11 protein-coding genes and 1 pseudogene are annotated in these 11,702 nt (G+C 46.4%); 5 read left to right on the forward strand and 7 right to left on the reverse strand.

Features of this window, described 5'->3' with window-relative positions; all coding sequences use genetic code 11:
- The 4 genes and pseudogenes from ACLQ6D_RS16390 to ACLQ6D_RS16405 all read left to right on the forward strand — a co-directional run.
- Nucleotides 1–215: pseudogene (locus ACLQ6D_RS16390) on the forward strand (glucose-6-phosphate dehydrogenase); the annotation flags it as partial.
- Complete coding sequence (pgl, locus tag ACLQ6D_RS16395; RefSeq protein ID WP_411728381.1) at nucleotides 205–885, forward strand: 6-phosphogluconolactonase; 681 nt, start codon at nucleotides 205–207, stop codon at nucleotides 883–885. The pseudogene ACLQ6D_RS16390 and the gene pgl, both read left to right, overlap by 11 nt.
- A gap of 380 nt (nucleotides 886–1,265) precedes the next feature.
- The gene (locus ACLQ6D_RS16400) at nucleotides 1,266–2,036 is read left to right on the forward strand and encodes a DUF5765 domain-containing protein (protein WP_411728382.1); all 771 of its coding nucleotides are present in this window, start codon (nucleotides 1,266–1,268) and stop codon (nucleotides 2,034–2,036) included.
- A gap of 351 nt (nucleotides 2,037–2,387) precedes the next feature.
- Nucleotides 2,388–2,927, forward strand: coding sequence for a response regulator transcription factor (locus ACLQ6D_RS16405; RefSeq protein WP_411728383.1), 540 nt, complete (start codon nucleotides 2,388–2,390; stop codon nucleotides 2,925–2,927).
- Between the two features lie 72 nt (nucleotides 2,928–2,999).
- On the opposite strand, the gene ACLQ6D_RS16410 is transcribed toward ACLQ6D_RS16405, so the two are convergent.
- Complete coding sequence (locus ACLQ6D_RS16410; protein WP_411728384.1) at nucleotides 3,000–4,040, reverse strand: phosphotransferase enzyme family protein; 1,041 nt, start codon at nucleotides 4,038–4,040, stop codon at nucleotides 3,000–3,002.
- A 7-nt stretch (nucleotides 4,041–4,047) separates the two neighbouring features.
- Nucleotides 4,048–7,728 (reverse strand): methionine synthase, encoded by a 3,681-nt coding sequence (gene metH / locus ACLQ6D_RS16415; RefSeq protein WP_411728385.1) that lies wholly within the window; start codon nucleotides 7,726–7,728, stop codon nucleotides 4,048–4,050.
- A gap of 91 nt (nucleotides 7,729–7,819) precedes the next feature.
- Between metH and ACLQ6D_RS16420 the strand changes: the two genes are divergently transcribed.
- Entirely contained in the window at nucleotides 7,820–8,011 is a 192-nt protein-coding gene (locus tag ACLQ6D_RS16420; RefSeq protein WP_411728386.1) for a DUF2970 domain-containing protein, read from the forward strand.
- A 264-nt stretch (nucleotides 8,012–8,275) separates the two neighbouring features.
- On the opposite strand, the gene ACLQ6D_RS16425 is transcribed toward ACLQ6D_RS16420, so the two are convergent.
- The 5 genes from ACLQ6D_RS16425 to ACLQ6D_RS16445 all read right to left on the reverse strand — a co-directional run bounded on the left by ACLQ6D_RS16425 (nucleotide 8,276) and on the right by ACLQ6D_RS16445 (nucleotide 11,655).
- Entirely contained in the window at nucleotides 8,276–8,704 is a 429-nt protein-coding gene (locus ACLQ6D_RS16425) for a hypothetical protein (RefSeq protein WP_411728387.1), read from the reverse strand.
- A 17-nt stretch (nucleotides 8,705–8,721) separates the two neighbouring features.
- The gene (locus ACLQ6D_RS16430; protein WP_411728388.1) at nucleotides 8,722–9,111 is read right to left on the reverse strand and encodes a hypothetical protein; all 390 of its coding nucleotides are present in this window, start codon (nucleotides 9,109–9,111) and stop codon (nucleotides 8,722–8,724) included.
- Nucleotides 9,112–9,456: 345 nt separating this feature from the next.
- The gene (locus tag ACLQ6D_RS16435) at nucleotides 9,457–9,930 is read right to left on the reverse strand and encodes a DUF1348 family protein (protein ID WP_411728389.1); all 474 of its coding nucleotides are present in this window, start codon (nucleotides 9,928–9,930) and stop codon (nucleotides 9,457–9,459) included.
- Nucleotides 9,931–9,945: 15 nt separating this feature from the next.
- Nucleotides 9,946–10,560, reverse strand: a complete 615-nt coding sequence (locus tag ACLQ6D_RS16440; RefSeq protein ID WP_411728390.1) for an esterase/lipase family protein — start codon at nucleotides 10,558–10,560, stop codon at nucleotides 9,946–9,948.
- Between the two features lie 216 nt (nucleotides 10,561–10,776).
- A complete protein-coding gene (locus tag ACLQ6D_RS16445; protein WP_411728438.1) occupies nucleotides 10,777–11,655 on the reverse strand; it encodes a substrate-binding domain-containing protein in 879 nt (292 codons plus the stop codon).
- Nucleotides 11,656–11,702: the final 47 nt, after the last annotated feature.

Genomic DNA, 11,702 nt, shown 5'->3' on the forward strand with positions numbered 1-11,702 from the left:
AGGGCGACAGGTCGCTGTTCCTGCGCTTTGATGAAGTCGAATATGCTTGGCGAATCGTAGACCCTATCCTGCAAACCTGGGCGATTGAACGGGATTATATTGCGACTTACCCCGCCGGTTCCTGGGGGCCCGAAGACAGCCGCCGATTATTTGAGAAAGAAACGCAATCCTGGCGCAGCTCCTTAACACCCGAACCCTGTAAATATGAAGCCTGATTATAGATGGCATTATCTGGGAACCACAGAGCAGGTCGCAATAGCCGCTTGCCAACACATTCTTGATGCTGCAATTCTGGCAATTGCCGAAAGAGGACAATTCAAATTAGTTTTAGCGGGGGGCACTACGCCGGAAAAAGTTTATCGTTTACTGGCTCAGTCGCAAGTGGACTGGTCTAAGTGGACTATCTATTACGGTGATGAGCGTTGTCTGCCCAAAGACCATGCCGACAGGAATAGCGTCATGGCGGAGCAAGCTTTTCTAGGCAAAGTTACCATTCCCAAAGCGCAGATTTTTACCATTCCTGCCGAACTGGGGCCAGAACAGGGTGCCAACCTCTACCAGCAAGCAGTTAAAGATGCCCTCCCCTTTGACTTAGTTCTGCTCGGGATGGGTGAAGACGGTCATACCGCAAGCCTGTTTCCAGGTCATCAGAATGACGCAGAAGAACTGGCACATGCTGTTTATGATTCTCCAAAACCGCCATCGGAGAGGGTTTCTCTTAGTGCCAATGCGTTAGGCACGGCACAACAAGTTATTTTCCTGATTACCGGCTCGAACAAGCAAGAAGCAGTTAAACAGTGGCGTTCAGGCCAGAACCTGCCAGTAGCCAGTATCGATTCAGATAAGATTGATATTTATATTGACCGGGATGCTTATCAAGGGTAGCACATACCCACTTCCGTCGTTCCGGCAGGGATTGCCGGAACCCAGAAGCCAAGGATGGCTTATGTAGTTTTTAGTTTACATCCCTGTAATCTGGATACCGACGACCTCCACGGATGGAGGAAGTGCGGAAGAGGATATGGAATCCTCGCCGCCATTCCCTGTCGGTATGACGTTGCCTTCTTTTAGCTGATGAATCTTTCTTAAGCACTTTGGGTTTCTTGTAGCTAATCTAATAACCCTTTCTCTACACCCGTCTCTGTAATACAATTAGCCGCTTTTTAGTTTGCATATATCGGCCTGTTGCCCACGATAAAATTTTAAAAACCAGGGCTATCGGACGAGTGTGCGGTGTGTTTAATAAATTAACGAAGGTCTGTTTTATGTGTTGGAGTGGAGAAGCGTCGGGGGTGTTAGCTGCTATAGGTCTAGGCACCGCAGTTTATATCGCAAAAAAGGGGGAATCAAAAGAACTGTGGATTCCGTTGACGTATTTCGCATTAATGGAACTATTACAGGCAGTCACTTATATTTACATTGACTTATGTGATAACCCCAACAACCAGATTCTTACTATGCTGGGTTACTTGCACGTCTCGTTCCAGCCGTTTTTTGTGAATATGGTGGCGTTGTACTTCATTCCAGAGGAAATCAAAGTTAAGATACAAACGACCGTTTATACCTTATGTTCGGTTGGGACGATATTCCTGCTGTTTAAGATGTATCCGTTCGATTGGGCGGGTCACTGTGTTATTGGCACAGAAGGCTTTTGCGGCCCGGCAGTTTGCTCGGTACACGGCGCTTGGCATATTGCTTGGCAAATGCCTTTAAACGGCCTGCTGTCCTACCCTATCGAGTGGTTGAATGATTTTGATTGGGGCTTACATGTTCTAAGCTACATTCTAGTGTCTTTCATCATGCCGATTATTTATGGCTCCTACCGATTTGTGGCTTTCCATTACCTGATGGGGCCCTGGATCTCTAGCGTCACCACGGATGACCCGAACGAATATGCGGCGGTTTGGTGTCTATTCTCCATCGCCTTGTGCGTATCGGTGATCAAGTCACCAGTACGGAAATACCTGCATGTAAAAACCTGGCCATATTACAACAAGTTTGTCGATGCTACTGAGCCGGTAGTGGTTACTCGATAGCTTCGATGAAGTGTAACGGAATCGAAGGATAACGACTCCAGTCGCCGGACAGGGCATGTTGCCCCGTCCGCCGGGTTTCTCGTAGGGTTCAAAGATAGCGGGGCAACTTCAAAATGTTCGGGACACGGTTGCCCCTTCCCGTTAGCTCGTACTATATTTTCCATACTATTTTTCGCACAGTGAAGCTTGACAAATATGTGCTACCATCTAATCTTCCTTATTTAAGTCCAGGTTACGCACTCTGAATTAATCACCTATTAAAAAGTCGCAGTCAGCTGGACTATTTAAACTTGAATTTGGAGTTCGCAATAAGAAATATAACCCATAAGAAACATTATAATAGTGAGTGTAATGAGCCAGCAAAATAACCCACCGCCCGAAAGCAAAGACAAAACCGACCTGCTTCCCAAACCGAATTCGGTTCTATCGTCAGGGATTGGGGCTTTAAATTTGCATCAAGTTATGGAGGCAACGTCGGCATCCCCACCCCTTAATAAGGCTCTCTATAGCGCGTTGATTGTGGATGATAACGCTTCATTTCAAAAACTATTGGCATTAAGTCTTTCCATGCACCCACAAATAGGCGTAATTGATTTTGCTGATAACGGTGAAAATGCAATAAAAAAAGCTAACGCCCAGCAATACGATCTCATTTTCATAGATGCGATGATGCCAGGCATTGACGGTTACGAGACCTGTGCTCGTTTACGGGAAATGCCTGAGTATAAAGCTACGCCCATTATTATGGTGACTGGGTTAGATTCACACTCAGATGAGGTAAAAGGAATCATAGCGGGCACCACAAATTACGTGACAAAGCCTGTGCAGCAGGCACCTTTCAAAGAACTCCTTGCCAGAGTGCTGACCTTGCTAGAATATAAAAAAGATTAAGACAACCAGATTAGATTGAGCTTCTTGCAAAACTCCCAGATAATGAAAGCAGGTAACCTCGATTTCACTGTGTTACATCGAGGCCACTTGATTTATAAGGCCTTTAACCCCAGCTTCCTGAGCCATGACACTTGCACACAAGAGAAACTGCCCGGTCGCACGGTTCAAATTTTCCTCTGGCTCGGTCACCTTAAAATAGTGGTTGCCTTCCAGATAATCAGTATAAAACCGGATACCCAGTTCGAATGGAACCAGGCGTATGGCGGGATAAAGGAATTGGTAGTCGCTCGCTGAAAAAAGTTCGCCCATTTCTCTAAGGTAGCTCGATAACAGTTTTTGGCAAATTGCTAGGTTAAACTCATCTGTTATTGTGTTGTGGCAACATGACCGCAAGCAATCGCCAATATCGTAGTGGATCAGCCCAGGCTTAACCGTATCCAGATCGACAAGACTGACGATGCGTTGGCTGTTTTTATCAAACAAGAAGTTATTCAGTTTAGGATCGCCATGAATAACCCTAACAGACAATAAACCTAGCTCTTTTGCTGTCTCCAGGTCATGAACGATGTGCTGAAAACGAGAGATAAAATCTGCACAATAAGGATCTTCGGATACCTTAGCCCTGTTTTTGACTTGTTGGTAATGACCTAAATACCCTGGCGTTATGTGAAACCCCGGTAAGATATCGTACAGCTTTTCGGAATCCAGGGTATGGGTTAAACGATGGAACTGCCCCAGTGCAAATCCCACTTGTCCAGCTTGTGCAAGATTGCTGACCGTTTCCAGGCTTTCCGTGTTTTCAATAAAGCTCAACGCACGCCAATAATCGCCTAGACCGTCCCGGAAAAAATTACTGTGGGTTCTAGTCGTTAGAAGCTGGGGGATTTTTAAGGTAATCTGCGTATTGTTGACCTGCCCGATGTGCTGGTTAAGCGCCATCAGGTTAGCCATGACCTGCTCAGGCTGCGGAAATACGTGTTTGTTTATCTTCTGTAAAACGAACGGTTTTGTATCTGTAGTAACCAGATAGGTATCATTGATGAACCCATTACCCAAAGGATCAATACTTGCAATCGACTTGGAAAATTGTTGGGCAATATCAAGTAGCAGCATTTAATGCCTAATGATGCAAATGCGCCGCCAGCCAGCGGGCGGCAACTTCCTCCGCGATACCTTTTCGCCTCGCATAATCCTGTAACTGATCCTTGTCGATCTTACCGACATTGAAATACTGCGCTTCGGGATGTGAGAAATACCATCCGCTCACCGCCGATGCCGGATACATCGCATAACTCTCGGTCAGTTCAATACCGGTATTTTCAGTGACGTTGAGCAGTTCAAACAGTTTGCCTTTTTCGGTATGGTCAGGGCAAGCCGGATAACCCGGCGCTGGCCGTATACCCTGATAAGCTTCGTTAATTAATTGATCGTTATCGTGGGTCTCATTTTCTGCATAGCCCCAGTAGTCTTTTCTGACGACTTGGTGCATGTACTCCGCCAAGGCTTCTGCCAAGCGGTCAGCCAAGGCTTTCAGCATAATCGAACTGTAATCGTCGTGATCGCGCTCAAACTCATCAAGTTTGGCTTCAATGCCTATCCCCGTCGTAACGGCAAAAGCGCCTATGTAATCGGCCTTGCCTGTGCCTATCGGGGCAATAAAATCGGACAGACAGTAATTGGGCCTGCCGGGGGCTTTGACATTCTGTTGACGTAAATGATGCAGCGTTTCGCGTTTTTGGGTTCGCGTTTCATCGGTAAACAAGATGACATCATCATCTTCACTGGCCGCAGGAAAAAACCCAATCGTTGCCCGTGCAGTCAACCATTGTCCGCTAACTATCTCTTTTAACATGCGATTGGCATCGTCGAAGAGCTTTCTGGCTTCCTCTCCCACTACTTTATCTTTGAGAATGTTAGGGTAACTCCCCGCCATTTCCCAGGTTTGGAAAAACGGTGTCCAGTCGATATACTCGACCAAAATCGCCAATGGAATATCGGTAATAACCTTTGTCCCCAAAAACTTGGGTTTGACCGGCTCGTAACGTCCCCAGTTGAATTTGTTTTGCCGAGCTGCTTGCAGCGTATGCTGCTTGGTTTTCGCTTCCCGGCCTTTATGCCGCTCCCTGACTTCTGCATATTCTTCTCGTGTAGCTTTAACAAATTCATCTTTTAGTTCGGCGCTTAAAAGATTACTAGCGACGCCAACCCCACGGGATGCGTCGGTGACATAAACCGTTGCGCCTTCATAATGCGGTTCGATTTTGACTGCGGTATGGGCGCGGGATGTGGTTGCGCCGCCTATCATCAGCGGAATAGTAAAGCCTTGGCGCTGCATTTCTTTGGCGACATGCACCATTTCATCCAGTGACGGTGTAATCAGTCCGCTTAAGCCTATAATGTCCACGTTTTCCAGCCGTGCGGTTTGCAAAATCTTTTCGGCAGGAACCATCACGCCTAAGTCGATGACTTCATAGTTATTGCATTGCAGCACGACACCGACAATATTTTTGCCGATGTCGTGTACGTCACCTTTAACGGTTGCCATCAAGATTTTGCCGTTGGTTTGGCGATCAGCAGCCGATTTGTCTGCTTCCATGAAGGGCATTAAGTAAGCAACGGCCTTTTTCATGACCCGTGCAGACTTGACCACTTGCGGCAGGAACATTTTACCCGCGCCAAACAAGTCGCCGACCACATTCATGCCATCCATCAACGCACCTTCAATGACGTGCAGCGGCCTTTCCGCTTCCTGTCTTGCTTGCTCGGTATCTTCGTCGATGTAATCGGTAATACCTTTAACTAGCGCGTGTTCTAGGCGTTTACTCACCGCCCACTCGCGCCATTCCAGGTTTTCCTGTTTGACTTCACTGCTGCTGCCATCGCCACGGTATTTCGCCGCCAGTTCCAACAATTTGTCCGTACCGCTTCCATCGTGTCGGTTTAATACCACGTCTTCAACGGCATCACGCAAATCACGGGGAATGTCCTCATAAATCGCTAACTGTCCGGCGTTGACAATACCCATCGACATACCCGCCTGAATGGCGTGGTATAAAAACACGGCATGGATGGCTTCACGTACTGGATTATTGCCGCGAAACGAAAAGGATACGTTGGAAACGCCGCCGGATATTAATGCGTAAGGCAGGGTTTGTTTGATCTCGCGGGTGGCATCAATAAAATCGAGACCATAATTATTATGTTCTTCAATACCTGTTGCGATCGCAAAAATATTGGGATCGAAAATAATGTCTTCGGGTGGAAAGCCGACGTGCTCAGTTAAAATTTTATAGCCGCGTTGACAGATTTCGACTTTCCTAGCTTCGGTATCGGCCTGCCCTTCTTCATCAAAGGCCATGACGATAACCGCTGCACCATAACGAAGCACCAGTTTGGCATGTTTGATAAAAGCTTCCTCACCCTCCTTGAGCGAAATAGAATTGACTATCCCTTTGCCCTGAATGCACTTAAGCCCGGCTTCCAAAATATCCCATTTGGAAGAATCCAGCATGACAGGAACTTTAGCAATGTCCGGTTCCGAGGCAATCAGCATCAGAAAACGCACCATCGCCTCTTTGGATTCCAACATGCCTTCATCCATGTTGATGTCGATAATCTGTGCGCCGTTTTCAACCTGTTGCTTGGCGACTTCCAGCGCCGTTTCAAAATTACCTTCAATAATCAGCCGTTTGAATGCGGCAGAGCCCGTGACATTGGTGCGTTCGCCAACATTGACAAAAAGCGTATCGGAACCAATCGACATAGGTTCAAGTCCCGCCAGTCGGCAGCGTTTTTCAATAGCAGGGATGACTCGCGGGGGATATTTTTGCACCGCATCAACAATCGCCTTGATATGTGGCGGCGATGTTCCGCAACAACCGCCGATAATATTCAGGTAACCGCTTTTCGCCCAGTCTTCCAACTCCTTAGCCATGGCTTCAGGCGATTCTTCGTATTCACCGAACTCATTAGGCAAACCAGCATTGGGATGTGCGGACACATGCGTATCGCAAATGGTGGCTAATTCGGCGATGTACTGGCGCAACTCTTTCGCACCTAACGCGCAGTTGAAGCCGAAAGAAATCGGTTCTACATGTTTTAACGAATTCCAGAACGCGCCCACCGTTTGCCCGGACAGGGTTCTTCCCGATGCGTCTGTAATCGTGCCAGAAATCATCACCGGCAGTTTAGTGCCGATTTGTTCAAAAACCTGATCAACAGCAAAAATGGCGGCTTTGGCATTTAACGTATCAAAAATGGTTTCAATCAGGATAATATCCGCGCCACCATCAATCAACCCGTGCGTTGCTTCCGTATACGCTACAACCAGTTCGTCAAATGAGATATTACGAAACCCCGGATCATTGACATCCGGCGACATCGAGGCGGTGCGGGCGGTAGGGCCTAACACACCCGCAACAAAACGCGGTTTTTCAGGGGTTTTGGCCGTGTATTCAGCGGCAGCTTGCTTGGCTATCTTTGCCGACTCAACATTAAGTTCATAAGCCAACGCCCCCATGCGGTAATCGGCCATAGAAATGCTGGTTGAATTGAAGGTATTGGTTTCGACAATATCCGAACCCACCTCAAAATAAGCGCTATGAATGGCTTTGATAATATCTGGCTGGGTCAGGGACAGCAGGTCGTTGTTTCCCTTAAGGTCTACATCCCACTGGGCAAACCGTTCCCCACGGAAATCCTTTTCTTCGAGCTTATAGCCTTGGATCATGGTGCCCATGGCACCATCCAGAAACAGGGTTCGATTGGCTAATTCTCGCTTTAGCAGTGCTGATTTGCTCATTTAGTTTTTGTAAGAGTGCATTTTACTGATTATTATTGATTTAAAAGCGATCAGGCCCTATTATTTTTTGCCAGTTACCGGGAGATTCAAAGTGTCAAAACCAACTATTATTCAAATGATAAGAAGTATTTTAGCGGCTTTTATTGGAGTGCAGAGCGACAAGAACGGGCAATCGGACTTCGAGCGGGGTTCCCTTACGACTTATGTGATCGCTGGCTTGGTTTTTACCATCGCATTTGTCTCTGCACTGGTTTTTGTGGTTTCCAGGGTTTTGGGCGATTAGCCAGCGAGACTGTGCCAGCATTATACAAATCAGGCTTTGTGCATTAACCGCAGAAGACACGAAGAAAATCTTAATTAATTGAATATATTGATAATTTCGTGTTGTTCGTGGTCATTCTTTCGAGTTTTTCTAACCATACTGCTTTCACGGTCTCCAGCTAATTCCTTCGGCATATTAAACCTTAAACCCTTACGATCCCCCCTTATTACAAGCACAAAAAAAGCCCAAGCACCACTGCTTGGGCTTTTCATTATACAGACTGGGCTATTTATCTGGATTTTTGAAGCTATCTTTGATACTTCTGAACATATCACCAATACCGCTGAACAAGTTAGCTTTGGTCAGTGCCTCTTTCAAGACAAACTTGGTGCGGATAAACGCAACCACAAAGAAACCTGCAATCGGGGGGAACAATTCAAAAAACACCGACATGAAAGTTCCCTTAGCGCCTTGAAAACCGCTCTCATTTTGTCTGTAGCCAACACTTAGGGGGTCAGCCTTATAACCTTCACCGCCCACACTTGCCCGCATTGATTCAATAAGGTAATTCGCTGCCCCTATCAATATGAATTGCGAAGCCAAATACGCGACAACACAAACCATTACCCATGCGATACCATTAGTAACATTCGCCTTTGTAATTGTCTGGTAAACCCAGATCAACGCAAGAAGACCTAATATTCCACCTATCATCGTTGCACCCTTTGTTATTATATTTTAGTTAAAAAGAAGAAAAGAAACGGACACTTCAAGATCATATCAGAACCTTTTTTTTCGACAACCTTGCAGTCCTCAAATTTTTCTCGCCCTGGGGATACCTGTTTTTTTATTACACCGTCTTCAACCTTATACTTTATCGGTATAAGCATCTCCAAGGTTCTCCCGCCCGTATCTGTCGCCTTACTCATGAGAATGCCGCCACCCTGGAAATCCCACTCCACTATAACCTTTTTTTTCTCGCCGTCCAGTTTCGCTGCTTCGGCAGTCACTTTCCATTTGCCTAAAATTTCAGATTCATCTTTCAATGCGACATCAGCATTGGCTGAAAGTGCAAAAAAAACTGCCGCTACCGGCAACATTCCCAGGTATCTTTTGGTCATCTTTCAAGCTCCTCGTCAATCGGTATTAGCAAAGTGTAGATTCTAAACGATACTGCATCCGCTATCGAGCTTTAAATTCTTATATCGCAGATTTACAACGTTCAATTTTAATTTTAAGCCAATATAGACCCGTTATTCTTAAGGGAGCCTCTAAAAATTCAACCATCAATAAGGTTCATGCCTAATTTTCCGATTAAAGCATAACCGACGTTGTAAAAACAGGACAATAGCAACGAACTAGTGCAGCACCTATTTTCATCAGCCGTAGCGATGTCTTTGTAATACATTGATATTTAAAATGTTATTCATAGCCTAACTGTCAATACGACAGGATGCTGCACTAGATTACAATCCTAAATCGGACAATCCAGGATGATTGTCTGGCCTTCCCCCCAAAGGCCAATGAAATTTACGTTCTGTCTCGCTAATGGGTAAGTCATTGATGCTCGCTATGCGCCGTTTCATCAACCCATTCGTATCGAATTCCCAGTTTTCATTGCCATAAGAACGAAACCAGTTACCCGAACCGTCATGCCATTCATAAGCAAAGCGGACAGCAATCCGTGCATCATGAAATGCCCATAGTTCTTTGATCAAACGGTAATCCAGTTCTTTTGCCCATTTGCGCTCCAGGAATTGTTCGATTGCCTTACGCCCTTGCAGAAATTCTGCCCGGTTACGCCATATACTGTCTACCGTATAGGCCAACGCTATTTTCTCTGGATTTCGGGCGTTCCAGGCATTTTCAGCAGCGCGTACTTTCTGGGCGGCGGTTTCTTGGGTAAATGGGGGGATTGGCGGACGGATAGTGTCATTCATTGGGTTACCAGTTAGTTAAGTTGCAATATTTTTCGTTCTGACCTTTTCAATAATATCTTTGGCGATCATCCTGTTATTCATGATGAATGTGTGTAACGATGGGACGATTTGCACTGGAATGCCGGGCAACAGCGTTTCTTTAACCATCAAAACGCCGTCATTGGGTTCTTCAAAAGGCGAATATCGCCCTGTCAGTCCGGCATCACCGGCATAGATTTTCATCGGTATTTCGGGAACAGGCAAAATAGACATGAATTCCTGATTGGCAAGTAGCCGTCCCATTTCACCTGCCAGTAAACGATACCAAGGGCGCGGGGCAAGACGACGTGCGGCATCACAGGCTTGCGTAGGCGGTGCCAAAAAGAAACAAGCGGCTGGTTTGCAGTGCATTGTTGGTAAAACCGCCCTGGTTAGCGCTGTACCGAGGGAATGTGCAACCACTATAAACTCTTCTTCACCAACCTTCTTTTCTATAAATGCACGTAATCTTTCAGTGCAACCTTCCCAATGCTCGAAGGTTACAGTATACGCGAACAGGCTGGTTTTTATCCCTGCCGCCCTAAGGCGATAAGCCAACAAGCACATAGACAACGGCGTACGTCCCATCCCATGAATGATAATAGCGTGCATAATGTGTTTGGATCGGTCGATCAACAATCTACCAGTCGGAAAACTAACAATAAGATTTTGCCTGATTTAAGCCCAGGGAATTTAAGGGAATCTCTAAAAATTCAAAAATCTCCTTCTCCCTTAGGGAGAAGGCTGGGATGAGGGGATTAGAATCAAGCAGTTATATCCCTCACCCTAACCCTCTCCCAGAGGGAGAGGGGATTATTAGAAATTCCCTTAACGCTTATTGTAAACAACCCGGCCCAAACCCCTAATATCATAATCGCCGAGTTCTTTAGCTTTGTCGGCAAACGCTATTGATTGGCAGAATACCAACATTTTTTGGATGGGTGGTTCAAAATAATCGAATCGCCGCATGATAAGGTCAAACCTTTCTTTGGCTAACGGTATGAAATCGAGATGCAATTGTTTTGCAACCGATGATACCGCCAGTCCCACATCCGCCCTGCCCCCTGAAATTGCCAAACCCACCTCCATCTCGGTCCTGGCAAGCATGTCGATTATGTTCAGCTTGTTTTCAGCGATGCCGGATTTTTCCAATAGATGATCCAGCAATATCCGGCTACCCGAACCGTTTTGCCGGATTACCAACCTAGGTTGTTTGGCAAGCAAATCGGCAAGGTTTTGTATAGCCAGTGGATTATTCCTGGCGACAATCAAGCCCTGTCCACGCCAGGCCCATTCCAACACTACAATGTCCGCGTCCTGCAAGGTTTGCTTAACAACCGGGACATTGTATTCACCCGTCTCGACATCCAAGACGTGCATGGCACAGATCATCGCCTCGCCTGCTGAAAAACGGCTAAGCCCTTCCAGGCTGCCGGTCGTTTGCATCGCCATCGCCGAAACGCTTTCACGTAAAGCCCATTCCAGCAAGGGATCGTGGCTACCGACCATGATTTCAGGAATGGTTTTGAAACGTAAATCCTGCAAACTGGTTTCGCTGTTGTTCATCAACCAAAGGTCGATCAAGTGCCTGGAAAACAGCCACTTCCCGGTAACCCGTGTACAAGGTATCTGCTTTTGCGTGATCAGGTCATAAATCTTGCGCTCTTTAACGCGCAGGTAATCTGCGATCTCATGCACAGTCATCATTTCAGTCAAGGGTGAGCCTCTTAGCGTCTACATCAGGACGGTCAATA

Source organism: Methyloglobulus sp., from assembly GCF_046714055.1.
Taxonomy (GTDB): domain Bacteria; phylum Pseudomonadota; class Gammaproteobacteria; order Methylococcales; family Methylomonadaceae; genus Methyloglobulus.

Bases quoted from the DNA above. Each gene is read 5' to 3' on its own strand.
- pgl (WP_411728381.1), top strand. From the start codon at position 205: ATGAAGCCTGATTATAGATGGCATTATCTGGGAACCACAGAGCAGGTC.
- ACLQ6D_RS16435 (WP_411728389.1), bottom strand. From the start codon at position 9,930: ATGAATGACACTATCCGTCCGCCAATCCCCCCATTTACCCAAGAAACC.
- ACLQ6D_RS16445 (WP_411728438.1), bottom strand. From the start codon at position 11,655: ATGATGACTGTGCATGAGATCGCAGATTACCTGCGCGTTAAAGAGCGC.
- ACLQ6D_RS16400 (WP_411728382.1), top strand. From the start codon at position 1,266: ATGTGTTGGAGTGGAGAAGCGTCGGGGGTGTTAGCTGCTATAGGTCTA.
- ACLQ6D_RS16425 (WP_411728387.1), bottom strand. From the start codon at position 8,704: ATGATAGGTGGAATATTAGGTCTTCTTGCGTTGATCTGGGTTTACCAG.
- ACLQ6D_RS16440 (WP_411728390.1), bottom strand. From the start codon at position 10,560: ATGCACGCTATTATCATTCATGGGATGGGACGTACGCCGTTGTCTATG.
- ACLQ6D_RS16430 (WP_411728388.1), bottom strand. From the start codon at position 9,111: ATGACCAAAAGATACCTGGGAATGTTGCCGGTAGCGGCAGTTTTTTTT.
- ACLQ6D_RS16410 (WP_411728384.1), bottom strand. From the start codon at position 4,040: ATGCTGCTACTTGATATTGCCCAACAATTTTCCAAGTCGATTGCAAGT.
- metH (WP_411728385.1), bottom strand. From the start codon at position 7,728: ATGAGCAAATCAGCACTGCTAAAGCGAGAATTAGCCAATCGAACCCTG.
- ACLQ6D_RS16405 (WP_411728383.1), top strand. From the start codon at position 2,388: ATGAGCCAGCAAAATAACCCACCGCCCGAAAGCAAAGACAAAACCGAC.